General features: G+C 48.2%; 24 protein-coding genes. 13 read left to right on the forward strand and 11 right to left on the reverse strand.

Annotation, left to right across the window (positions count from 1 at the left end; translation table 11 throughout):
• Window positions 1-112: 112 nt before the first annotated feature.
• Window positions 113-2,389, reverse strand: coding sequence for a putative bifunctional diguanylate cyclase/phosphodiesterase (locus tag HQN79_RS03745; RefSeq protein ID WP_173284353.1), 2,277 nt, complete (start codon window positions 2,387-2,389; stop codon window positions 113-115).
• 10 nt (window positions 2,390-2,399) lie between these two features.
• Window positions 2,400-4,553: a DctP family TRAP transporter solute-binding subunit gene (locus HQN79_RS03750; RefSeq protein ID WP_173284354.1), complete on the reverse strand. Its 2,154-nt coding sequence runs from the start codon at window positions 4,551-4,553 to the stop codon at window positions 2,400-2,402.
• Window positions 4,554-5,165: 612 nt separating this feature from the next.
• Between HQN79_RS03750 and HQN79_RS03755 the strand changes: the two genes are divergently transcribed.
• Both HQN79_RS03755 and HQN79_RS03760 read left to right on the forward strand, forming a co-directional pair.
• Window positions 5,166-5,348 carry a hypothetical protein gene (locus HQN79_RS03755; protein WP_173284355.1) on the forward strand — a complete coding sequence of 61 codons (183 nt, stop codon included), beginning with the start codon at window positions 5,166-5,168 and terminating at the stop codon, window positions 5,346-5,348.
• A gap of 55 nt (window positions 5,349-5,403) precedes the next feature.
• Window positions 5,404-5,925, forward strand: a complete 522-nt coding sequence (locus tag HQN79_RS03760; protein WP_173284356.1) for a twin-arginine translocation signal domain-containing protein — start codon at window positions 5,404-5,406, stop codon at window positions 5,923-5,925.
• Between the two features lie 100 nt (window positions 5,926-6,025).
• Here HQN79_RS03760 and coaE read toward each other — a convergent pair whose 3' ends face one another.
• Entirely contained in the window at window positions 6,026-6,643 is a 618-nt protein-coding gene (gene coaE, locus HQN79_RS03765; RefSeq protein WP_173284357.1) for a dephospho-CoA kinase, read from the reverse strand.
• A gap of 134 nt (window positions 6,644-6,777) precedes the next feature.
• Between coaE and HQN79_RS03770 the strand changes: the two genes are divergently transcribed.
• Both HQN79_RS03770 and grxD read left to right on the forward strand, forming a co-directional pair.
• Entirely contained in the window at window positions 6,778-8,601 is a 1,824-nt protein-coding gene (locus HQN79_RS03770) for an N-acetylglutaminylglutamine amidotransferase (RefSeq protein ID WP_173284358.1), read from the forward strand.
• 125 nt (window positions 8,602-8,726) lie between these two features.
• On the forward strand, window positions 8,727-9,077 hold the full coding sequence (grxD, locus tag HQN79_RS03775; protein ID WP_173284359.1) for a Grx4 family monothiol glutaredoxin: 351 nt from the start codon (window positions 8,727-8,729) through the stop codon (window positions 9,075-9,077).
• Between the two features lie 92 nt (window positions 9,078-9,169).
• Here the strand turns inward: grxD and rnt are convergent, their stop codons facing one another.
• Both rnt and argA read right to left on the reverse strand, forming a co-directional pair.
• Entirely contained in the window at window positions 9,170-9,817 is a 648-nt protein-coding gene (rnt, locus tag HQN79_RS03780) for a ribonuclease T (protein ID WP_173284360.1), read from the reverse strand.
• Window positions 9,818-9,827: 10 nt separating this feature from the next.
• Window positions 9,828-11,120 (reverse strand): amino-acid N-acetyltransferase, encoded by a 1,293-nt coding sequence (gene argA / locus HQN79_RS03785; RefSeq protein WP_173284361.1) that lies wholly within the window; start codon window positions 11,118-11,120, stop codon window positions 9,828-9,830.
• 313 nt (window positions 11,121-11,433) lie between these two features.
• Here argA and ilvD point away from each other — a divergent pair, with 313 nt between their 5' ends.
• Entirely contained in the window at window positions 11,434-13,296 is a 1,863-nt protein-coding gene (gene ilvD / locus HQN79_RS03790; RefSeq protein WP_173284362.1) for a dihydroxy-acid dehydratase, read from the forward strand.
• 17 nt (window positions 13,297-13,313) lie between these two features.
• Window positions 13,314-13,715: a TerB family tellurite resistance protein gene (locus HQN79_RS03795; RefSeq protein ID WP_173284363.1), complete on the forward strand. Its 402-nt coding sequence runs from the start codon at window positions 13,314-13,316 to the stop codon at window positions 13,713-13,715.
• Between the two features lie 159 nt (window positions 13,716-13,874).
• Here HQN79_RS03795 and soxA read toward each other — a convergent pair whose 3' ends face one another.
• The 5 genes from soxA to HQN79_RS03820 all read right to left on the reverse strand — a co-directional run bounded on the left by soxA (window position 13,875) and on the right by HQN79_RS03820 (window position 17,722).
• Window positions 13,875-14,705 (reverse strand): sulfur oxidation c-type cytochrome SoxA, encoded by an 831-nt coding sequence (gene soxA / locus HQN79_RS03800; protein WP_173284364.1) that lies wholly within the window; start codon window positions 14,703-14,705, stop codon window positions 13,875-13,877.
• Window positions 14,706-14,797: 92 nt separating this feature from the next.
• Window positions 14,798-15,109: a thiosulfate oxidation carrier complex protein SoxZ gene (gene soxZ / locus HQN79_RS03805; RefSeq protein ID WP_173284365.1), complete on the reverse strand. Its 312-nt coding sequence runs from the start codon at window positions 15,107-15,109 to the stop codon at window positions 14,798-14,800.
• A gap of 55 nt (window positions 15,110-15,164) precedes the next feature.
• Entirely contained in the window at window positions 15,165-15,635 is a 471-nt protein-coding gene (soxY, locus tag HQN79_RS03810; protein ID WP_173284366.1) for a thiosulfate oxidation carrier protein SoxY, read from the reverse strand.
• 41 nt (window positions 15,636-15,676) lie between these two features.
• On the reverse strand, window positions 15,677-16,054 hold the full coding sequence (gene soxX, locus HQN79_RS03815) for a sulfur oxidation c-type cytochrome SoxX (RefSeq protein ID WP_238843420.1): 378 nt from the start codon (window positions 16,052-16,054) through the stop codon (window positions 15,677-15,679).
• A gap of 177 nt (window positions 16,055-16,231) precedes the next feature.
• A complete protein-coding gene (locus tag HQN79_RS03820; RefSeq protein ID WP_173284367.1) occupies window positions 16,232-17,722 on the reverse strand; it encodes a M48 family metalloprotease in 1,491 nt (496 codons plus the stop codon).
• A 327-nt stretch (window positions 17,723-18,049) separates the two neighbouring features.
• Between HQN79_RS03820 and HQN79_RS03825 the strand changes: the two genes are divergently transcribed.
• From HQN79_RS03825 to rimI, 6 genes are all read left to right on the forward strand, one after another.
• Entirely contained in the window at window positions 18,050-18,262 is a 213-nt protein-coding gene (locus HQN79_RS03825) for a sulfurtransferase TusA family protein (RefSeq protein WP_275284709.1), read from the forward strand.
• Window positions 18,263-18,274: 12 nt separating this feature from the next.
• The gene (locus HQN79_RS03830) at window positions 18,275-18,784 is read left to right on the forward strand and encodes a DsrE/DsrF/DrsH-like family protein (protein WP_173284369.1); all 510 of its coding nucleotides are present in this window, start codon (window positions 18,275-18,277) and stop codon (window positions 18,782-18,784) included.
• Between the two features lie 168 nt (window positions 18,785-18,952).
• Window positions 18,953-19,771, forward strand: coding sequence for a CDP-diacylglycerol--serine O-phosphatidyltransferase (gene pssA, locus HQN79_RS03835; RefSeq protein WP_173284370.1), 819 nt, complete (start codon window positions 18,953-18,955; stop codon window positions 19,769-19,771).
• Window positions 19,772-19,791: 20 nt separating this feature from the next.
• Complete coding sequence (locus tag HQN79_RS03840; RefSeq protein WP_173284371.1) at window positions 19,792-21,336, forward strand: 2-isopropylmalate synthase; 1,545 nt, start codon at window positions 19,792-19,794, stop codon at window positions 21,334-21,336.
• Between the two features lie 26 nt (window positions 21,337-21,362).
• Entirely contained in the window at window positions 21,363-21,971 is a 609-nt protein-coding gene (locus tag HQN79_RS03845) for a hypothetical protein (RefSeq protein WP_173284372.1), read from the forward strand.
• A gap of 39 nt (window positions 21,972-22,010) precedes the next feature.
• Entirely contained in the window at window positions 22,011-22,508 is a 498-nt protein-coding gene (gene rimI, locus HQN79_RS03850; RefSeq protein WP_173284373.1) for a ribosomal protein S18-alanine N-acetyltransferase, read from the forward strand.
• 42 nt (window positions 22,509-22,550) lie between these two features.
• Here rimI and HQN79_RS03855 read toward each other — a convergent pair whose 3' ends face one another.
• Window positions 22,551-23,357, reverse strand: coding sequence for an inositol monophosphatase family protein (locus tag HQN79_RS03855; protein WP_173284374.1), 807 nt, complete (start codon window positions 23,355-23,357; stop codon window positions 22,551-22,553).
• Window positions 23,358-23,519: 162 nt separating this feature from the next.
• Here HQN79_RS03855 and HQN79_RS03860 point away from each other — a divergent pair, with 162 nt between their 5' ends.
• Window positions 23,520-24,287 carry an RNA methyltransferase gene (locus tag HQN79_RS03860; RefSeq protein WP_173284375.1) on the forward strand — a complete coding sequence of 256 codons (768 nt, stop codon included), beginning with the start codon at window positions 23,520-23,522 and terminating at the stop codon, window positions 24,285-24,287.
• Window positions 24,288-24,305: the final 18 nt, after the last annotated feature.

Consider the following 24,305-nt stretch of genomic DNA (forward strand, 5'->3'; position numbering starts at 1 on the left):
TTTTTTTTGCAACAAATTCAAGTCGGGTGTGCAGCTCCGTTTGCCGATGTTCACCAAGTGCGCAAACAGCCTTGGATAATCGGGGCAGGGTTGGCATTAAACAGATGTTTGATCACGACCTGGCCGCATCGGTACTTTTCTCCAGCAACATGGGGTGCATGTCTTTTGCACTACTTGGCTTGTGGTAGTAGTAGCCCTGCGCTTCATAACAGCCGTTGTTGGTTAAAAATTCGATTTGCTCTTGGGTTTCGACGCCTTCGGCGATGATATCGAGATTCAGGTTTCTGGCCATGGCGATAATGGTTTTGGTTAAATTCATATCCTCTTTGTCTTCCGGGATATCTTTAATAAAGGCGCGATCGATTTTGATCTTATCCACAGGGAGTTTTTTGAGATAGGAAAGTGAGGATAATCCTGTTCCGAAATCGTCCAGAGCCAGGCCAAACTTTAACTCTTTGAGTTTGTTAAGAATATCAAGAGCCTGCTCAGGGGAACGCATAATCGCGGTTTCAGTCACTTCAAACATCAGGTTTTCCGGCGCGATGTCATAACGCTTTATAGCTTTTTCCACAAACTCAATAAAGTCTCTTTGAGTCAGTTGCACCGCGGAGAGGTTGACGGATATGACGCCGATTTTTAAGCCTTCTTTCATCCATTGTTGATACTGGCTAAGCGCTTCTTGCAAAACCCATCGGTCTATCTGGACGATCAAGCCGGTTTCTTCTGCCAGCCCGATAAAGACATCAGGCGGAATGATACCTTCATGTTCTTTATGCCAGCGTATCAGACACTCTACACCGACTAACTCGTTACTGCGCATATCGGTTTGTGCTTGATAGTAAAGTTTGAATTCTCCATCACGGATCGCGCTGCGCAGATTATTTTCCAGAGTTAAGCGCTTGTAGGCTAAGTCGGTCATATCTTTTGTATAAAACTGATAATTATAGCGACCTTCATCTTTTGCCTTGTACATGGCGGAATCGGCATTGCGCAGCAACTCCTCCGCGGAGGTACCATTATCGGGATAAACTGCAACGCCTATGCTACAGGTGGTGTAAATCTGTCGATGATGCAGATTAAAGGGCTCTTTAAAGATATTTAGAATCTTATCCAATACGGAGGCGATGGCTGCTTCATGCTCGACATGATCCAGCAGCACGGCAAACTCATCGCCGCCCAAGCGGGCGATCGAGTCGCTGTCACGTAATGTTTCAACGATGTTTTCACTCACTACCTGCAAAAGGGCATCGCCGGTGTCATGACCAAAGGAGTCATTGACCTCTTTAAAGCGATCCAGATCAATGAAAAAGACAGCCAGTTTCTGTTTCGAGCGTGAACTCACTTTGATCGCCTGCTGTAAGCGGTCGAGGAAAAGCACCCGATTGGGGAGTTCGGTCAGTGAATCGTGTTCGGCCTGATGCTGCAACTCCAGCGTGCGTTCGTCAAATGCTTTGGCAAGGTCTTCAAGCTCATCATGGGTGCCCAGTGGGCTGCAGAAGACATCTCTTTGCTGTTTGGAAGTTTCTACTCTGCGGTTCAGTTCCAAAATAGGGTCGACGATGCGGCTACCGACCCTGAAGGCAAAATAAGCCCCGATCAGGATAAACAGTACCCCCAAGATAATAAGAGGGAGGATCGCCTGGGTGATTTGCGCATTGAAGGCCTTGGCCGGTAATCCCTTTTGAAGTTCGATCTGCAACTGATTAAACAAAGAGTCAGGACTTATTTTCTGGTGCGTGTAGGTCACATAATGCTCTTTGGGATTGTAATGACTCTGGTAGATCTCATTTCCCTTGCTCAGCAGACGCACATAACTGGTTTCATCTTTCGCTATGTGCCGGTTGATAATAGCGGCAAGATCAAATACGACCACCACCGCACCTTGAGTCGTATCATAATATTCAATTGGACTGATCACCTCGATATTATGATTGTCCTTACTCAGTCTGTAGGCGATTTTTCGATAGGCAAGGGCCTGGCGCAATTCGGAAGAGTTGTTATATTGAGGCAGAGAATTCCGGGTTTGGTAAATGGCGTTACCGGCATAATCCACGACATTGAGTGAGAGGACATCCTTGCCTTTTTGAAAGTTGTTGACCAGCGATGGCAGATATCGCTCGCGCCCTTCACTGTCGGTAAGGGCATTAATCATCAGCTGATTGCTGGATAGAAGTTCGGTGTTTTCCAGAAGGTAATTAAGCCGTTGCTCGATTTTCTCCTGCAGAACCAGGGCGGTGTTTTCCAGCATGGCTTCGGTCGAGTTAAGCGTCTGTTCTCTGACCAGATACAGCATCGCCAATAAATTTGCCGTGAGTGCCAGTGTCAATAAGATAATGATCTGAAAACTGACTCTGCGGCGGATGCCGCCGGGTTTAAAATATCCGTCCATTCAAATTAGCCTATTTATCCACCGGTACAATGAAGCCTTGGTCATTAAAGTGTGCCATAAAATAACGATCGTCGTTTAAGGCTTCGTGATTATCGGGGCGAAAAGCCTGTTGATAGTATTGTATTGCGCCATTGACAGGTTTGAGGTGTTCCAAAGCCTGTTTCACTTCTATAGGCTCCGCCGAGCCGGCCTGATTAATCGCCGCTGCCAGCAGCTGAGTCAGGTCATAGGCCTGTGCTACGGCCATTGGGACATTGATTGGCTTATCTTGAGGAATGGCATAAACCTGCCGGTAACGGTTAAAAAGCCGGTTTAACTCCGGACGTTTACCGGCTGTAGGATAAGGCTGAAAAAAGCGCAGATCGATGCGGCCTAATAAATGCTGTACTCTTTGATAAAACTCACCTCCTAAAACCCCCCAATGGGAAATGATGGGAAGCGCTAAGGGCTGTTGGGCCAGCTCGGTTATGAAATTTGCACCTTCATTGCTATTGGCGACAAGCAGTATAGAGTCACATTTTGCAGCGGTAATCTTCTTCAATTCATTACTGAAATCCTCTTGCCCCCGGTTTATTGTCATCATGATCTCAGGTGAGATTCCTTTGAGTTGCATGAATTTGGATATACGCTGCATATTTTCACGTCCCCAGATGGAATTTTCCACGACGATAGCGGGGCGCTTGTGACGTTTAAGCAGGTATTTGGCAAGGAATACAGAGGCAAAGCGGTCATTCGCTGAGACGCGAAATACATAGTTATCGGCATAGCCGTTTTCCGTTAGGCCTGATACCGCCGCCCAAGGGATCAGATAAGGAATTTGAGCATCTTGAACGAAGGGGATTTCTTGGGTGATGACCGCACTGTGTTTACCGCCCATTATGGCTACCGTATCGTTGCGATTAATGAAATACTCCAGATTTTTAATCGCCATACTGGGGGTTGTTCGGTGATCCCGTGCGATGAGTCTTACCGGCTTGCCAAGCAAACCTCCTTTGGCATTGATCTCATCCAGGGCCAATTCAATACCGCGTTTGATCGCTAAACCGGCTTTTCCGCCATCAAGTGAAAGATCCGCATTGAGGCCTATAACAATCTGCTCTTGGCGTTCAGGTGCAGGGCCGTATTTTTCAAGTAAGAACTCTTCTGTTTTGGAAATGATATCTGTACCAATTACCGGTTCGGAGGCTTTCGCGATCCATGCCACTTGATCGGCAAATGCCTGACGCTGCTGAGGGGTTAATTGATGGATATTTATATCCGCCTTACGGATCTTCTCTAGCAGAGTTTGTTCCCGTCGCTGAGTCTCGTTTCGCTCCCAGGGAGTCAGTTCTTTGGCGGTTTCGATCAGAATCGTGCGTATATCCTGAGATAAGCGGTCAAAGGTTTTTTTGCTGATCGTAAAGACATATCCAAGATAGGCGTGCTCACTGAGTACCAGGTCGGACTGCACTTCATGAAATCCCATGCTCTCGATTGCGACCAGTGGATTTTCCTGTCCGTCAACCACCTTGTCTGCAAGCGCCTGTCGGGTTGAATGGAAATCAATCGGCACGGGCTCGGCACCCAGGGCACGGAATTGATCCATAATGATGCGGCTCTTCATGACGCGAATTTTCTTTCCTTTAAAATCCGCAGGCTGTAAAAAAGGCTGATTGCCGGTGAAATGTTTGAAGCCGTTTTCCCAAAAAGTGACGCCCACCAGGTCAATCTGATCCAGCTTGTCCAGTAATAATCGCCCTGGCTCGCCATCAAGTAATGCATAAGCATCTTCGCGTGACGGAAAGAAGAAAGGCAAGTCCGCATACTGCATAGCCGGAAGCGCGACGCTCATTTTTGCGGTGGGTGTTAAAAGAATATCGAGGGTTCCCTCTCGCGCCATTTCAACCATTTCATGGTCATTGCCCAGTTGCTGCGAGGGAAATACTTCGATGATAACCCGGTTGCTGGTCTTTTCCTTAACCTGCTCGGCAAAGCGTAATGCAGCCAGATGCAGAGCGCTGTTTTCTGGCGTGTTGTGCCCAAAGCGCAGATGAATTTGTTCATTTTCAATTGTCATCGCGCTTTGCGGTGTCTTCTCTGGCATCGGTATCAAAAAGTTTTTTTCAAACCCGATAAGCAATGCTATGACGATAAAAATGAATACGAATATTGAAAATTTGCGCATTCGGAATCCAGCTCCAATTTTATAAAATAAATAGTTTTAGACGCCCCATCGGACAGGATTTCTTTGCACACAAATAGGAAAGCTTTTTGATCAATGTTTTGTTGCACTGGTAGCTATTGGGAAGACATCTTCTAATAGTTCACCTCATGGCTCATACAACTCATGATATTGGCATTTTAGCAGTCTTCCTATAGCCCGAATATAATCGTCCTCAAGTTTTGAATGGCAAAAGTCAAAACGCGCATAATTCTTTTCAGTCAACGAGTTAGGAGAATATCCTTTTCAGCCTAACCCGTTAATACCTTGGTTTTATTATGTATTCACATGGTTGTCTGGAATCGACTGTAAAGCAGACGAATTCTTCTCTTTTTTGTCGGAAAAGCGCTTAACGGCCTTAAGGGGATTTTGTTCCTTTAATTTGCGTGCTTGAGTCTTACGTAAGGAATTCCAAGTAAAAGTGTCGAAGTGGCTTGTTTATATGGATTTTACGCGTTTATACAGAATTTAATTATCTGATTTATAAGAAGTTTTATCTGATTTTGATAAATGGTTGTTGAATAGAGGATTGCTATTGTTTAGTGTGGTTGTTGAGTTTTTATTTAAAATCCATAAGTGTTTATTCTGCAAGATGGCAGCTATCAATGGCTGACCGAGCAGAGAAGTTTTACCAGAGTGAATAACAGTATTGAGCGGGCGGAGACCTGTTTTCTGATGTTGCTGGCGCGCTTTATGACAGGCGGCGGACGCTATTTCAGTGTGGATGACTGGATAAGACGGTGTTTTATGCAGGATTGATTGAATTTAACAACGGTTTAATGGCCTTCAAAAGGTAAATCAGAGGAGAAGTGACATGAATACACGCAGAGGTTTTATTCGGCAGCTTGCTGCCGCAGCGGCGACTGTTATGGGCGGCTCGGCGATGGCGGCAGAAAACCCGTTTATCCTGTTGGGTGATGAACAGGATAAAGCGAATCTGTTGGCGGATGCGAAATGCGGTCAGGGCAAATGTGGCGGTAATCCTAACCAGCCTCAAGGAAAATGCGGCGGTAATCAGTACCAGCAACGTGGACAGTGCGGCGGAAGCCCGAATATGCCACAAGGTAAATGTGGTCAGGGTAAATGCGGTGGTAATCAGCCTCAGCCAAGAGGGCAGTGCGGAGGCAATCCGAATATGCCGCAGGGTAAATGCGGTGGTAACCAGTATCAGCAACGCGGACAGTGCGGTGGAAGCCCGAATATGCCACAAGGTAAATGCGGACAGGGCAAATGCGGCGGTAATCAGCCACAGCCAAGAGGGCAGTGCGGAGGCAGTCCGAATATGCCGCAAGGTGGTCAAGGCAAGTGCGGTGGAAATCCGAATATGTCTCAATGACCATGCGTCGCGAATTTAAATAATCCGTAAATCAGCCGGTTCGGCAAGGCATTAAGCGCGCTACCGCTTTTTGTCTGAAGATTTTGCGCACGGGTATTGATTAAGGCCTTAGCAGGAGTTCGACCTGACGTTCGAGTTCCTCGAGGCCTTTTTCATTGTCTATAACCTTATCGGCGTGTTGCAGACGCTGCTGGCGCGAAGCTTGATTGCCGAGGATGTTCTTGATTTGGCTCAGGCTGCTTTGATCTCTGCTGCAAGCGCGTTGTATCTGCGTTTTTTGTGAACAATCCAGTACCCAGATCTGATCGATATAGTCCGGTTTTCTGCCTGTTTTGAGTATCCCCTCGACCAATAACGGAATCGCAACCAGAAGATAAGGTTGTGTGTATTCGGGATTTTGTCGGTAAGAATCGATTTGCCGCAAGGTCTCTTCCCGAATTAACGGATGCAGAATGGCTTCGAGCTTTTCTCTGGGCTGGGGGTCTTTCGGTTCGGCAAAGATAATCTCCCGCAATCGAGGGCGATTAAGCGTACCGTCGGCATTCAGTATTTCGTTACTAAATGTTTCAACCACCGATTTTAAGCCCGGTGAACCCGGTTCGACGACCTGTCGGGCAATCTGATCGCTGTCGATGAAGGCAATACCATGTTGTTGCATTAGGTTGCAAAAGGTTGATTTCCCGGAACCGATACCGCCGGTCAGTCCAATGACTTGCATCTTCAATTTCTCTTGGTTTAAGGGGGAATTTTCGTTCATTTTAAAGAGTCGGCCTGAAAAATGCGCCAAAATGATTAAAATAGCCGGATTGGTTATAAAATTCGGACTGAACCGAAAACTGGGAGCGAAATTCTATGTGCGGCATTTGCGGTGAAATCTACTTTGACGGTCAACAGGCAAGCGAACAACGCCTTAAGCCGATGTTGGCGGCGATGCAGAATCGCGGGCCGGACGACGAGGGGATCTGGATAGACGAGCATGTCGGTCTGGGTCATAAACGTCTGTCGATCATCGATCTTTCCGCATGCGGGCATCAGCCGATGCTGGATAAAGAGTTGAGTCTGGTTTTCAACGGTTGTATCTATAACTATGTCGAGCTGCGTGAACAGTTGACGGAATTAGGACATGAATTTGTATCGCATTCCGATACCGAAGTGATTCTGAAAGCCTATCGCCAGTGGGGGATGGAGTGTGTCCAGTATTTCGAAGGGATGTTCGCATTTGCGATCTGGGACGACGATCATCACCAGCTGTTGCTGGCGCGCGACCGCATGGGAATTAAACCGCTGTATTACGCGCCGGTTGAAGGTGGTGTGCGTTTTGCCTCCAATACTCAGGCGCTGCTTGCAGAAGGGGATATTGATAGCGAGATTGATCCGGTCGGACTGCATTTTCAATTAACTCTGCATGCTGTGATTCCTGCGCCTTATACGATTCTTAAAGGGATTCGCAAACTGGAGCCGGGCCACTGGATGATCGTCAATCCGGACGGACAGATTTTCAAAAAACGCTACTGGCATCTGGAAGCCAAACGTCCGACAGGCGAAACCTTTAAGGGCGAAGCGGTGCCGCAGAGTGAACAGGAATGGGTGGACGCGATTCACAAACAGCTTAAGCAGGCCGTGCACAAGCGCCTGACCGCGGCTGATGTTCCGGTCGGCGTTCTGCTCTCCGGAGGTCTGGATTCAAGCTTGCTGGTGGCGATGCTGGCGGAAGCCGGAGTCGAGAACATCAAAACTTACTCGATCGGATTTGAAGACGCGCCGGAAGAGAAAGGCAATGAGTTCGAGTTTTCCGATATGGTGGCTGAGCGCTATAAAACCGATCATAAGAAATTTCATATCCCGAATGAAACGGTACTGCCGCGATTGCATGAAGCGGTGGAGTCGATGGCCGAACCGATGGTGGGACAAGATGCGGTCGCTTTCTACCTGCTCTCCGAACAGGTTTCAAAAGAAGTTAAAGTGGTACTTTCCGGTCAGGGCGCGGATGAAGTTTTCGGTGGGTATTTCTGGTATCCGTTAATGGCCGATGCCGGTAAAAAGATTGATCTGAAGGATCGCGATCAGGCGTTGCAGTGCTTTGCGCCTTATTATTTTGATCGCTCCCACGAGGAGTGGCTCGAAGTGATTAATCCGCAATATCATGTGCATAATGTGACCGGCGAGTATGTTGCCGATCACCTGACCGAGGAAGGCGCGGATGAATTCCTGGATCAGGTGTTACGTCTTGATGTGACTACGCTGATTGTTGACGACCCGGTGAAGCGAGTCGATAACATGACCATGGCCTGGAGTTTGGAAGCGCGCGTGCCATTTCTGGATCACGATCTGGTCGAGTGGGCCATGGCTGCACCGCCGCAGATGAAGACCGGCGGCAAGCATATTCTGAAAGCGATCGGTCGCGGAATCGTGCCGGATGAAATTATTGACCGTCCGAAAGTGGCATTCCCGATGCCGGCGCTGAAATACGTACGCGGCGACTTCTATGAGTTTATGAAAAGTCTGCTGACGTCGGAGGCGGCGAAAAAACGCGGAATCTTTAATCAGCAGAAACTGGCGGAATTGCTGGAAAATCCGGAAGCGGATAACGCTTTTACCGCGATTCAGGGCTCCAAGTTGTGGCACGCCGCTTTGCTGGAATTCTGGCTGCAGAAGCATGTGGATAAGACACTTTAACAGGAAAATGCCCTATAACCGACATATTAACCGAGTCGTTTACTGGGAATTTTTTTGAATATAAGTACAATGGTCATTCAATTAAAAAATCTTTTATAAAAGTTACAAGCATTAAGGGGGCCCTTATGGAAAACCAGGATCAAGTTGTTAAAGAAACTTTAGATCGAATTCACGACCAGGTCAGCAATAACCCGGTGGTTCTGTATATGAAAGGTACGCCGCAGATGCCTTCTTGCGGTTTCTCAAGCCGTGCGGCTCAGGCGTTGGTGGAAACCGGCGAGAAGTTCGCTTTCGTGAATGTCTTGGCGGATGCGCAGATTTTTGAACATCTTCCGAAATATCAGGATTGGCCGACTTTCCCGCAATTGTACATTGGTGGAGAATTGCAGGGTGGCTGCGACATTACGCTTGAACTTGCCGAGTCCGGCGAGTTGAAAAAGTTGATGGCGGAAGCTAACGCAAAAGCAAGCGCTTAAGCTTAAATAGGCCGCATATAAAAAAGCACCAGAGAGCCGGATCGGTTCCTGGTGCTTTTTTATTGTCTGCAGAAAGCGAAGAAAGTTCGCTGTTATTCGCTGAGCATCGGCATCTGGTTGACAATCTGACAGAAAAGATCAGCGGTTTTCTCCGTGTCATACACTGCAGAGTGCGCCATGGCGTTATCCCATTCGATTCCGGCTTTAACCATCGCTTTGGCCAGTACGGTTTGTCCGAAAGCCAATCCGGCCAGACTGACGGTGTCGAAGGTGCTGAATTTATGGAAGGGGCATTTCACATGGTTGCGTTCCGCAGCTGCGAGTATGAAGTTCAGGTCGAAAAACGCGTTATGTCCAACCAGAATGGCTCGTGTGCAGCCGGTCTGTTGAATTTCCCGGTTGATCGGTTCAAACAGTTCAATCAGCGCCTGTTTTTCGTTAATGGCTCCGCGGAAAGGATGAAACGGATCGTCCATGCCGATAAATTTCAGGGCGCTCTCTTCGAGGTTGGCTCCTTCGAAAGGCAGAATATTACGGTCGAAGGTTTCCTTGCGCTGGAGTTGGCCGTATTCATCCATCTCCAAAGTGACGACAGCGACTTCGAGAAGAGCGTCGGTCTGAGGGTTGAAGCCTCCGGTTTCAACATCGACTACAACCGGTAGAAAACCGCGGAAGCGGTCTTTCATTTGCTGGATTTCGTATTCGGTCGAGTTTTCGTCGGCTTGTGTGTTTTGCGTCATGAAGTTGTCTTTAGCTGTGCGTGAGCGTTTTAATCAGTACTTTGGAATTTCGCTGGTAATTATATAGCTGCTGCTTCTGCATTGGCAGTTCATTTGGACTTGCCAGATAAAAACCGTGCTCGATAAACCAGTGATGGGTATGCGTTGTCAGCAGGAACAGCTGCTGTAGACGCTTATGCTTTGCCCGCTGCTCGATCTCTTCAAGCAGCTGCTCGCCGAGCTCCTGACCCTGATAGTCAGGATGTACGGCCAGACAGGCGAGTTCTCCGCTGTCATGATAATCGGCATAGAGCGCGGCACAACCGATAATGCGCTGATCGCGTTCAATAACAATGAAGTTGTCGATCTCCAGTTCCAGACGCTCCCGCGAGCGTTTGACGAGAATGCCGTTCTGTTCAAGTGGCGCGATGACCTCCAGTATACCGCCGACATCTTCGATGCTTGCCTGACGTATCTGATGATAACGGTCGCTGAAAATCATGGTTCCGGAACCGTCGCGGGTGAAAAGTTCCAGCAACAGGCTTGATGGATCTTCCTGATTCAGCAGGTGGATGCGCTTGACCGCGTTGCTTAGGGTCTGCAAGCGTCCGAAGAGGAGCTTCTGCGCATCCGGAAGTTCAGCGGTTAATTGCGCCAGTTGAACTTGATTGAGAGCCGCAGGCAGGTTCTGTAACTGGTTCTCCGGCTGGAATACCATCAATTTATCGGCACGCAGCAGTTTCGCGACTTCGCAGGCCTGTTCAAGCGTATTGAGGTTGAATACTTCACCGGTCAGGGAATAGGCCAGAGGTGTCAGGAGAACGATCTGTTTGCTTTCCAGACACGCCTGTATCGCTTCATGATTCATTTTGCGCAACTGGCCGGTGTGCTGGTAATCAATACCGTCGACCACGCCTTTAGGGCGGGCAATTACCCAGTTTCCGGAGATCAGACTGATCGGCTTCTGCTGTTGGTTGGAAGCTTGGCAGAAAGCGGCTTCGAGTTGCGAGCGTACCTGGCCGATGGTCTGTTGGAATATCGGCAGTATTTCGGTTGGCGTGATTCGGCACTGGTGATGGTGTTGCCATGCAATGTCCTGAGCCTGTAATGCCTTGTTGATCTGTGGCGTAGCCCCCATCGCCAGAACCAGTTTGAGTCCTAGAGAATGGAGCAGGGCGATGTCTCTGCTCAAGGTCTGAATCCGTTCGCCATTCTCGAGAAGTTCGCCGGGAATGTAGAGGACGCAGGTTTTGCCGCGATGCTGCTCAATATAGTGAGAGGATTGACGCAGGCTTTGGATAAAATCTAATTCAGATTGCTGCATGAATGTGCGAAAATACCAAGATTAATTTTTAAGGGAATTTGCGAAAAAGTTTTTGGTCTGTGCCGACCTTTCGGTTATCCCGTCAGAGTGGCGATTTGCTTTTAGCTTGTCGTGCATTGCGATGCACTGTACATGCAGCAAAATGACTGACCACCAATACTGATTCGCTGAATCCTAAGTATAACAGTCAATAGAGCAAAGTCGAATAGCAAAGGAATCGATATCAACCGCCTCGGTAATAACCGTGTCGGCGTCGTATTGAACTCCGTTTGTCGTATCGCGAACCTTTGTTTTGTCAATAAGGAGCCTATCCATGCCTCAATATCGTTCCAAAACCAGTACCCATGGCCGCAATATGGCCGGTGCCCGTGCTTTATGGCGTGCAACGGGGATGCAATCTGAAGATTTCGGTAAGCCGATTATCGCAATTGCCAACTCTTTCACCCAATTCGTACCTGGGCACGTCCATCTTAAAGATATGGGTCAGCTGGTGGCGCGCGTCATTGAGGAAGCCGGCGGTGTCGCAAAAGAGTTCAACACCATTGCTGTCGATGACGGTATCGCCATGGGGCATGACGGGATGCTGTATTCCTTGCCTTCGCGCGATCTGATCGCCGATTCGGTTGAATATATGTGTAACGCCCACTGCGCCGATGCACTGGTCTGTATTTCGAACTGTGACAAAATCACTCCGGGGATGATGATGGCGGCAATGCGTCTGAACATTCCGACGATCTTTGTCACAGGTGGCCCGATGGAATCCGGTAAAACGGTATTGGGCGGTGAAGGTATCAAGCTGGATCTGGTGGATGCGATGGTTATGGCGGCGGACGATCATTGTTCCGACAGCGACGTCGAAGAAGTTGAAATTTCGGCGTGTCCGACCTGTGGTTCCTGCTCCGGTATGTTTACTGCTAACTCGATGAACTGTCTGGCCGAAGCTTTGGGGATCGCTTTACCGGGGAACGGGACGACTTTGGCGACGCATGCTGACCGTAAGCATCTGTTTGAAGAAGCAGGACGCCGTATCGTAGAGCTGGCAAAACAGTATTACGAAAAAGACGACGCTTCAGTACTTCCGCGCTCTATCGCCACCTATGAAGCTTTTGAGAATGCGATGGCGTTGGATGTTGCTATGGGTGGGTCGACGAATACGGTTCTGCACCTGCTGGCGATTGCCCGCGAAGCCGAAGTGAAGTTTACCATGGCGGATATGGATCGAATCTCTCGCCAGATTCCTTGTCTGGTTAAGGTTGCGCCTAACTCGAAAATTTTCCATATGGAAGATGTGCATCGTGCCGGTGGTATTATGCGTATCCTCGGTGAATTGGATCGCGGCGGCCTGATTAATCGCGATGTGCATACGGTTCATGCTTCAAGCATGGGGGCGGCAATCGATCTTTGGGATATTCGCCGCACCGACGACGAAGCAATCAATACCTTCTTCAGAGCCGCTCCGGGGAATGTGCGTACCACTGAAGCCTTTAGCCAGAATAAACGCTGGAAGAGCGTTGACAGTGATCCGGTTGAAGGTTGTGTCCGCGATTTGGAACATGCTTATACCAAAGAAGGCGGTCTGGCTGTTCTTTACGGTAATATCGCACAGGACGGCTGTATTGTTAAAACGGCCGGTGTCGACGAGTCGATCTTCAAATTCTCCGGGTCTGCACGTATTTATGAATCACAGGATGCGGCGGTTGCCGGTATTCTAGGCGATGAAGTCAAAGCCGGTGAAGTGGTGATTATCCGTTACGAAGGACCGAAGGGCGGTCCGGGAATGCAGGAAATGCTGTATCCGACCAGTTACCTGAAATCGAAAGGGCTGGGTAAAGAGTGTGCGCTTCTGACCGACGGTCGTTTCTCCGGCGGGACTTCCGGTCTGTCGATCGGTCACGCGTCGCCTGAAGCGGCCGAAGGCGGGAATATCGGTCTGGTTGAAGATGGCGATATGATTGAAATCGATATCCCAAACCGTACAATCAATGTACAACTGACCGACGAGCAGTTGGCGGAACGCCGTCAGGCGATGGTAGCGAAAGGGAAGGATGCCTGGAAGCCGGTCAAGCCGCGCGAACGTAAAGTCAGCGCCGCACTTCGTGCCTATGCTGCCATGACGACCAGTGCCGCTTTCGGTGCTGTGCGTAATGTCGATCAGATTGAACACAATAAATTTTAATTTAAGGAGTTGCGCAAATGTTTGCCGATCAATTAACCGAAGAACAGCGTCAGGTGGTATTTGACCTTGCGGCTAACTTAGCTGCAGCTGACAATGATGTTTCTGACGAAGAAATTCAGTATCTTAAGGACTTCAGTGTTGCTTATGGTATTGAGTTCGATTTGGATAAATCCGAACTGGATATTAATGATGCGCTGAGTAAGCTGGATACCAAGAAGGCGCGTGTGATTACGTTACAGGAGCTTATTAAGCTTTCCTATAAAGATGGTCACTTCGGTAAGGAAGAGCAGGATAAGGTCTTCCTGCTGGCGCAGAAAATGGGCTTGAATAATACTGATTTACTGATGCGCATTGAAGCTTGGGTTCGTCAAGGTTTCGACTGGGTTTATGAAGGTGAGCAGATGCTCAACGAAGAGTAATCTTTGCTTTAGCAAGACATAAAAAAACCGGCGTGAGCCGGTTTTTTTATGTCCTCCTTTTTTGCCTAAGGAGATTAGTAAATAATGATTTACTGATTTTCTTTAGGCAATAAAAAAGCTCAGTTAAAAACTGAGCTTAAGTTGGAGGATAAATTCAGATTACTGACGGTAACCTGGACCGTTGATCTCCAAACCGTTTGAAATATAGGCTTGGAAGAATTCTAGGTTACGGTACTCTTCACTTTGCGGCTTAAATGGATTAGCACGCATGTTCTGGTGACATCCACCATAACGACGGTGTAGGGTACCTAGTTCCTGCCATTTCGCACGGAAAACCGGGAAGTGGGTAGTGTGACCTAGAGTCGGAGAAAGTAAATCTGCACGTGCATAGCGACCGGCGTTGTATGCGTGACACTTAGCACATGATAGGCCTAGCTGACCAACTGGCTTGATGAACATATCACGGCCTTTGTTGTAGGCTTCGCGAGCTCCATCGCTGTCAATTTTAACGTCAACTTTCTGGCCACGTGATTGATACGCGAAATAAGCACTTAGCTTGGCGATGTCGCCTTTTTTATATTTAAACGGCTTAAGTCCGGCGTCTTCACGACAGATATTGATTGCCCACTCAAGTGTTACCACCTGCTGGGTCTTCTCATCAAAGTAAGGGTAGTGCGGACGAACGTTTGCCGGATCATCACCGAAGCATTTTTCGTATACCGCTTGATCTTGCTGATACAGTTCTTCACCGGCATCAACAGAATCTAAATATGGAGGGAATTCTTCAACTGCTTCCCATTGAGCACGCTTGTCAGCGCTGTAGATATAACCACCGTCTTTGTAATCTTCAAAGGCGATTTTTGGGCTTTTTGACTTGAAAAAATCAACCAGGTTCTGACGATCTTGTTCTGGATCTACTGCAAATGCTGCAGGGCTGGTTGCGATCATTGTCACGCCTAAGGCTAGTGAGCCTAGTAAGGTCTTCTTCATTCCAATCCTCCTATGGAGAGCGTATTATATTTTTTATTATTTTTATAGTGTATGGCATTCACCCGAGAGTGAATGCCACGAATCAAGCTAAATTATTTTAGTTTGATTGAGTCTTCACCAGTTGCACCAGTGTTGTCTTTTAGGCTAACTTTAACTTCATCGCCAGCGTTAGCTTTAACTTTAACAGCCATGTATGGGTTAGCTGAAACTGCACCAGACCATTGAGCATCAATCGCTTTAGTACCGTTAACAGAAATTTCAACCATGTCGATGTACTTAGCTGGGTATGGTTTACCGGTAGCTTTGTTCATACGAGCACCAGATTCCATTGGGTGCTTGATTAGAGCTTTAATTTCAGCTACGCCACCTTTTGACTTACCACGCATACGGATTTTGATAGACATAATATTTCCTTTTAAAAAGTATGAATCTAAAGTATTAAACGGTTAAGAGTGGGGATTAACCACCACAACCACCGATTGTTACTTTAACTTCTTGTTCTGCTTTAAGAAGCTTACCGCCAGCGTTAACTACAGCAATAACGTTCATGGTTTCACCCATTTTGATACGAGTAGATACATAACCTACTGCACCAGCGGCGAAAGTATATTCACAAACCATAGGCATTGGGTTTTTGCTAGCTAGGATAGCGATAGATTCAACACCATCGATACCAGAAGCATCAACAGTAACTGGAGTAACAGCACCGTTTTCCGCGATTGCTGGCGCTTTAAGTTGTACATCACCTGAAGCAGTAGCGTTAGTAGAACCGAAAACTGCGTTTAGAGCGTCATCAGTTGTTTTTGCACCGAATGCTTTAGCATTCCAGTCAGCAGCTAGTACAGTGCTAGGCGTTAGAAGACCAGCGTTAACAGCTACAGCTGCAGCACCAGTGGCTAGAGTACCTTTAAGGAAAGATCTACGTTTCATAAGGTTTAAAACTCCCGGTTAAGGTTTAATAAAAATTTTTTTTACAGCGTATAGATGTAGTCAACGACTTTACGGATTTCGTCATCACTTAGAATTCCGTGTAATCCGAATTCAGGCATCATGCTGTTAGGCACTTTCATTGAATCAGAAGTACCCCAAACTTTGTTGTACAACTTTTGCTTGTCAGGGTAACGTAATTTCATCGCAACAAGTGCTGGCCCGATATTACCCGGTTGGGCTCCGTCACCAGCCATATGGCAGGCTAGGCAGTTCCCTTTAGAACGGCTGAAGGCAAGTTTCTTACCTTCTTCAATATCAGAGGCAGCTGGCTTGTCCGCAGCTTGAACGCTAACTGGCGCTGTCATTACGGCACACGAGACGGCGAAAGCAGTCAACAGTTGCTTCATTTTTAAATTCATTATTCTTCTCCTCCAAAAGTGTCTTTCGACGTCCCCATTATATGTTGGGTTTTATATTATTCGAGCGGTTTCGCTCTTAGGGTTGTTAGCTTACTCAGTTACTTTGCAAACGCAAGGATTTTAAATGGGGTTTGCTATAGTATTATTTAATCAACTTGTAATATTTTTTTATGTAATCTACTGGATAACCTCCTTTTGATCGTTTTCCTGTAAATTTTGCGTATATTTTGCATTGAAAAAATCGATTTGCTTATCAATGCCCTCATTTCTTTGATTGTTTATTCTTTTGGCTTCATCGATAAAGTGCCTGGCTCTGGCGTAGTTGCCGACAAACACTTGTGCCCGAGCCTGGTAGTAGTTGGCGAGCGCTTCTTTGTTTTGTTCTCGGGCAAACTGCGCCAGATAATTATTTATCTGGTATTGGTTGTGACCTTTCTCGCTGCCATCGGCCAGCACCTGCATTGCTTTCTGGTATTCGCCGGTTAATTCCAATAACTGCGCATGCCGAAGTTGCACAGCAAGGTTGTTTGGCCATAACTCTTGCTGATAGCTGATCAGTTTTAAAGCTTCGCTGATCGGCTGCTTCAGGTCGGCGTTGCTGTTGCGCTCTTTGAATTGTTTGATACGTTCAATTAAGAGCGTGTTGTAAAGCGGCTGCATTGTATTCTCACTGGCTTCTCTTAGCAGACAGTCCAGTTGTGCTCGGCTTTGTCGCAGCTGTTTTTCCGTTTGCTTGCGATTGAGCTCCTGCAAATTGTGCAGATAACACTGTTCAGAGGCTGTCAGACTTTTGATTTCAAGTTTCGAAAAATCCTCTTTTTCGGCAGCAATGCGCATTTTTATTAATATCAGGTCGTTACTTTCCACAGGCACTTTCAACGGTGGCATCACTTGCGCCCGGTTTTCCGCTGCCGCCAGGCGGCTCAGAGTAACGGGGTGCGTTCGCAGAATTTCCGGAACCTGGTGGGCGTTAAACTGACTGGATTTTGCCAGTCGTCCGAAAAAATCGCCCATCGCATGCGGGTCGTAACCTGATTCGTGCAGAATTTGGATGCCCACGTTATCCGCCTCCTGTTCATGCTGCCGAGAATTTTTTAGCTGGTCCTGCATATTCATTCCCATGCCGCCCATCAGTGCAGCCATACCCGCGTTCGGGTTGTAAATTCCGACCAGCACCGCAGCCAATAAAGTTGCGAAGCTGGTGATACTGCCCTGGGTACTGTTGTACTCATAAGTTCGCGAAAGGTGCTGCTGGGTGACGTGGGCAATTTCATGCGCAATCACCGATGCCAGTTCCGATTCGCTGTGAACCGTTTCGATTAACCCTGTATGAACACCGATTACGCCATTCGGTCCGGCAAAAGCGTTAATGGTGTTATTCCGGATTACATAAAAATCGAAGTTCCGGTTCTGTCCGCTGTTGCCGGCAATTTTGTAACCGATCTGGCGGATGTAATTCAGTATCTCCGGATCCTCTTGCAGATCGAACTGCGTCATAAGGGATTCGGTAAAGGCTCTTCCCAAACGTTCTTCGGTTTGTCGGTCATACTCAACCAGATCCGGGGCGCCCAGATCGGGTAGGTTGTCCAGAGCAATGGCGCTCGAAGAGTTAATTGCCGCGAGCGATCCGATCATGATCGCCAGTGTTGCCTGGCGGAATCGTTTCATTCTTGTCACGCCTGTGTAGCCGTTTCTTGTGTGTGTTTTTGTCATTTTATTTTTTTGCATCGCTGCATATGTACCTTGATGTCTCTTTGCCACACTATAATAAATGTTCGTGATTTAGCCAATTCTCTAATGAGCGCAGTCGGCAATGGAGTCTATCAAGCGAGTTTTCAGCGACGGTCTTTTTTCAGACTCGGTTTTAGTCTAGAGGAATTACCAGCCAAGAAAAAAGCCTTAAAATTGGAAAGACTGTGGATAAAAATTGAATGGCGCTTACCATTTCCAGTGAATATTGGATAATAGTCACCTTTAACCGGATTCCTCAAATATATGTATAAACTCGACTGCTGTGCATTGGCATGTCCAATGCCGATTATTAAGTTAAAAAAAGCCTTGCATGAAAATGTGCAAGAGAATGTTTTTCGAATTCAGCTCAAAGATAAAGGCGGGCTGAAGGATATTCCGGCATTCTGCCGGCAGCAGGGACTGCATTGCTCTTTGTTAACGGAAGAACCGCTCATTGAATTTGAAATCAGAAGATAAAGGTCTCTAGTTATGGCGCGACAGCAACTCAGCATTATTCATACGAAAGGCTCGCTTGATTGGGCGTACCCGACTTTTATTCTGGCCAGTACGGCGGCGGCGATGGATAAACAGGTTGAGGTCTTCTTTACTTTTTACGGTCTGCAGTGCGCGCTTAAAGAAACGAAGCATCTTCGGGTTTCTCCAGTAGGAAATCCCGGGATGAAAATGCATTTGCCGGTCGGACCGGATTGGCTTAGACAGATCGATATGAACCGTTCTCTTCCAGGGTTTTTATGGCAGCTTCCGGGAATGGAGGTGCTGGCAACTTGGGGGTTTAAAAAGCAGTTACTGGCCAATGGTCAGGTTCCTGTCGACGAGCTACGAGCGCTTTGCGTTGAACTGGGTGTGCAAATGACGGCATGTCAGATGAGTGTCGATCTGATGGGCTTTCGTGAGGAAGAGTTTATCGAATCCATACAATTTGCCGGGGCGGCAACTTACTTTGCTGTTTCACCCGAGCAGCAGTCTCTCTTTATATAAGTCACTCTTTATATATAAATAAGAGCGTCGATAAAAATAGCCAATTGGCCGAGGAAATTTGCTGTCGGCAAAATTTATCTTGTTAGAATAGCCTGAATTATTATTTTGAGGCGTATAGCGAGAGATCTGCTGTGCGCCGGTTTTTCCGTCAGGGGTTTAAAACAGTTTATGAAAAAGCCATTTGAACGCGGCATCTATCTGCTGCCTAATCTTATGACGACCGCTGCGCTGTTTGCCGGTTTTTATGCGGTCATTGCCGGTATGCAGGGGAATTTTGAGCAGGGGGCTATTGCGATTTTTATCGCGATGGTTTTTGACGGGCTTGATGGCCGCATTGCCCGGATGACAAATTCCTCAAGCGCTTTTGGCGCCGAGTACGATAGTTTGTCGGATATGGTTTCGTTTGGTCTGGCGCCGGCGCTGCTGATGTATCAGTGGGCCTTGACGGATTTCGGTAAGCTCGGTTGGTTGGCCGCCTTTATCTATACCGCGGGTGCGGCATTGCGCTTGGCGCGTTTCAATACTCAGGTCGGAGTGGCGGATAAACGCTATTTTCAGGGGTTGCCAAGTCCTGCGGCAGCGGCGGTACTTGCCGGACTGGTGTGGATGGTTGAAAACGATCATATGCATGACACCTATATTCCGCTTCTAGCGTTGTTTTTGACGGTTTTTACCGGCTTGATGATGGTCAGTAATTTCCGTTTCCATTCCTTTAAAGAAGTAAACCTGAAAGGCAAGGTTTCTTTCTTGACGCTTCTGGTCGGGGTGCTGATTCTTGTCGTTGTCAGTCTTAAGCCGGCGATGATCTTGTTTTCAGTGCTTTTCCTGTACGCCTTTTCGGGGCCGGTTCTGACGTTAGCTACTTTGCGGGTAAGACGTGAAGAGCGGCGTCAGCAGCGTGAGAGCGAAGAGTTGTCCAAGGTGTTTGCCGAGTCCGAAGAGGTTGCCGACGACGCCAAGCCTTCATCTTCTAAAGAATCCAATTAATTGCTTGAATTGAGAAAATTATGAAAGACCATCTAGTTATTTTTGATACGACTCTGCGTGACGGTGAACAGAGTCCCGGCGCTTCCATGACCAAGGAAGAGAAAATTCGTATTGCCAAGCAGTTGGAAAAGTTGCGTGTCGATGTAATTGAAGCCGGTTTTCCTGCCGCCAGTATCGGTGATTTTGAATCGGTTCAAGCAGTTGCGACAACGGTTAAGGATTCAACGATTTGTGGGTTGGCGCGAGCGGTGGAAAATGATATCCGTCGTGCCGGTGAGGCGATCAAGCCTGCTAACTCCGGTCGTATTCACACGTTTATAGCGACTTCACCGATTCATATGGAGAAAAAGCTCCGAATGAGTCCGGACGAAGTGGTTGAGCGTGCGGTATGGGCCGTTAAGCTGGCCCGTCAGTTCACCGATAATGTCGAGTTTTCGCCGGAGGATGCCGGCCGTTCCGATCCGGATTTTCTGTGCCGCGTGATTGAGGCGGTTATCGATGCTGGAGCGGGAACCATTAATATTCCGGATACGGTCGGTTACAACGTACCGGAGCAGTTCGGTGCTTTGTTCAACGATCTGCTGACGCGTATTCCGAATTCCGATAAAGCGATTTTCTCGGCACACTGTCATAACGATTTGGGTCTGGCGGTTGCGAATTCGTTGGCCGCGGTACAAAACGGTGCCCGTCAGGTCGAGTGTACGATCAACGGTCTGGGTGAACGCGCCGGGAATACTGCGCTGGAAGAAGTGGTAATGGCGATCAAAACCCGTCAGGATGTATTTGACGTTGATACTCGTATTAATACTCAAGAAATTGTCCCGGCGTCGCGTTTGGTGGCGAATATTACCGGCTTTGCCGTGCAGCCGAATAAGGCAATTGTCGGTGCCAATGCCTTTGCTCACGAGTCGGGCATCCATCAGGACGGCGTTCTGAAACATCGAGAAACCTATGAAATCATGCGCGCTCAGGATGTTGGCTGGAGCGACAATAAGATGGTGCTGGGGAAACATTCGGGGCGCAATGCATTCAAGACCCGTTTGCAGGAGCTGGGAATCGAGTTCGAAACCGAGCAGGAGTTGAATGACGCTTTTGTCCGCTTTAAAGAGCTGGCTGACCGTAAACATGAAATCTACGATGAAGATCTGCAGTCGCTGGTTACCGATAACAATATTATGCGTGTCGAGAACGAAACTTATCGTCTGGTTTCGTTGAAAGTTTCGACCGAGACGGGAGAGTCTCCGGAAGCGGAAGTTACCTTATGGATTGAAGGGCAGGAGCAGACTGCCAAAGCTCAGGGCGGCGGCGTCGTCGATGCGACCTTCAAGGCGATCGAATCCATGGTGCATTCCGGCGCGTCCTTGTTGCTGTATTCGGTGAGCAATGTGACCAACGGAACCGACGCTCTGGGCGAGACGGCTGTGCGTATGGAAAAAGCCGGTCGTATTGTTAATGGGCAAGGGGCGGATACCGATATTGTGACCGCTTCGGCCAAGGCGTATATCAATGCCTTGAACAAGCTTAAGGATGCTCCGGTGAAGGCGCATCCTCAGGCGGATGTGTAACCGATTGTTTTATAGGAAGTTCTGCATTGTCAGTTAAATTCTCGGCAGCACTTTTCCAGCAGCTGGGTGTTTCTCACTGGACACCCAGAGACTCGGCACTTCATTCCCTGTCCGAAATGACGTCTGCACCCGAGTTGTCGGCTTCAATGGATCAGGATCATGCGACAGACGTTGTGCGCGATGAAAGTTATTCTGAGCCGGTAGCGGCGAGCGTCAGCGATGCAGTGGGCTCAGAAGCTGTTTCTGAAACATCGACGCTTGAAGGTGTTGTTTCGTCGCGGCAGGTGGTTTTGCTGGGTCAGGGGTTGCAGTCCCTGTGGCAGGATGAAAGCAAGGCGGAATGGCAGTTGTGGAGTCAAATCATGCACGCTATGAGTTGGTCCGAAGAAGAGGTCTTGTTTGTAGATAGTTCTCTTCTGGTCAGTGAAGAACAGCTGTATAGCTCAGTCGAGGAGATTATCGACTCGGGTGTGGACTGTCTGCTGAGCATGGACCCCGAGCATGTTATTAATGAGGTTCTGAGCGAAGGCAGCGAGGTGCTTCCGGTTCCGGATTTTGACCTGATGCTTAGTGATCCTCATGCCAAGAAATCTTTTTATCAGCAGGCGCTTCGACTCGATGCACAGCTTCGTTAGCGAAGTGTCTTGTGCGCTCTTTCGGATAATCTTCTACTCATGTCCTTGGAAAAAATAAGCTACCTTCGTTCGATGAACGAGACCGATCTTGATGAGGTGTTGCTGATCGAGCAGCAAGCGTATGATTTTCCCTGGAGCAGAAGGGGGTTTGAGAATAGCCTGGATCAGGGGATAAACTATGTCTTTTGCGATATTGATGGTCGGATCCAAGGGTATAGCTGTTTTTTGACGGTACTGGATGAGGCGCATCTGTTGAACTTCTGCATTCGTCCCGAAAGTCAGGGGAAAGGAATGGCCACTTTGGCATTTTCCAAGCTCCTTGAGCAATTACTTGAAGCGGATTTCAATATCGTTTTGTTGGAAGTTCGCGAGTCGAATCAGCGTGCGCGGGCTTTGTATCGTAAGCTGGGTTTTCGTGAAGACGGTGTTCGCAAGGATTATTACCAGTCTAAGGACTGGGATGATGTTCTTAATGATTACGTCGAAAGCCGGGAAGATGCGGTTCTGATGTCGTTGCCTTTGCAAGAGGGCGACTAAAGAGAGCTGTTCTCCTTTGTCGCCACTCCCGATCGCTAAGAATTAACGACGACGTTCTTTGGAAATAGTTTTGCCGATAACCTGAGCCATCTCCTTATAGAGTTTCGGGTTAGCTGCCATGATGTTTCCACTTTCAAGGTAGTCTTCACCGCCGTTGAAGTCTGTCACCAGGCCGCCAGCTTCTTTGATCAACAAGGCTCCGGCAGCGATGTCCCAAGGTTTGAGGTTTAATTCCCAGAAGCCGTCAACACGACCGCAGGCGACATAAGCCAGATCCAAGGCTGCGGAACCTGCGCGGCGGATACCGGCTGTCGTAGTCATAAAAGCTTTGAAGCTTGCCAGATAATCGTCGATATAGCTGAAATCGTGGTACGGAAAACCGGTGGCCAGCAGTGAGTCCGTTAGCGACTTCTGTTCGGTGACGCGAATTCGGAATTTATTCAGGTAAGCTCCGGCACCGCGTGAAGCGGTAAACAATTCGTCGGCAACCGGATCGTAAATGGCGGCATGCGTCAGTTTGCCGTTTTCACGTACGGCGATCGAAACGGCATACTGCGGGAATTGGTGCAGGAAGTTGGTCGTGCCGTCCAATGGGTCGATAATCCACTCGACTTTTGAGGTGTCGTCCCCTTTTTGTCTGCCGGTCTCCTCGGCAAGAATGGCGTGGTTCGGATGGTATTTACGGATGGTTTTGATGATTGCCTGCTCCGCTTCCAGATCACATTGGCTGACATAGTCGTTGCGGCCTTTGTGTTCCACACTGATCTGATCGAAGCGTTCCTGATAGTGGCGAATAACTTTACCGGCGGCTTGAGCGGCTTCGGTTGCGATGTTTAGATAAGGGTGCATAAAGATCCTTTTAGGGCTGTGTTTGCTTTAATTGCCGGCCTTTCTGCACTCGGGCTGATATGCTTGCCTGGAAAAGGGTACAATATTTGCCCCAAAATGCCGGCGGCGTTATAGGTGTTGTCAGATGCTGCCGATTATAACCAAATAGCACAGAGAATTGAGATGATTGAAGATTACTGCCTTGATCCACGTCTAGCGAAAATCCGTATCGTACTGGTTGAAACCTCTCATCCGGGGAATATCGGTGGTGTGGCACGTGCTATGAAAAATATGGGGTTAAGTCAGTTGGTTCTGGTCAATCCTCGTAGCTACCCGTCTCAGGAAGCCTCGTCCAGAGCGTCCAGTGCAACGGATGTATTGGCGGCGGCCAAGGTGGTACCGACCCTTGAAGAGGCGTTGCATGGTGTGCAGCTGGTTTTTGGTGCCAGCGCCCGTTTGCGTAAGGTCTCCTGGCCGCAGCTGGATGTGCGGCAAACGGCGGAGCTGGCCTTGAAGACCGTTCAGGCGGAGGATGCGGCGCCGGTCGCCATTGTTTTCGGTCGCGAGGATTCGGGGTTGAGTAATTCTGAGATGGATTTGTGTAATTATCTGTCTCATATTCCGAGTAATCCGACTTACAGTTCACTCAATATCAGTGCGGCAGTACAGGTTTTTTCTTACGAGTGTCTGATGGCGACTGAAATCGAGTCGGTTAAACGTAACGGTTATCGTCACCAGTTGGCAACCAATGATCAGCTGGAAGGGTTTTATGATCATTTATTTGTGGCCTTGCAGGATATCGGTTTTCTCGATCCGGCTAAGAATGCGCGCTTTATGCGCCGTATGCGTCGCCTGTTTAACCGCGCCGAGCTGGATGTGAAAGAAGTCGATATTTTGCGTGGAATTCTCAGTGCAACTCAACGTAAACTCGGTGATGAGCCCAAAAAGTAGGTTGAAGGATAAGAGGTC

Origin of the sequence: Thiomicrorhabdus xiamenensis (assembly GCF_013282625.1) — a bacterium.
In the GTDB taxonomy this organism is placed as follows: domain Bacteria; phylum Pseudomonadota; class Gammaproteobacteria; order Thiomicrospirales; family Thiomicrospiraceae; genus Thiomicrorhabdus; species Thiomicrorhabdus xiamenensis.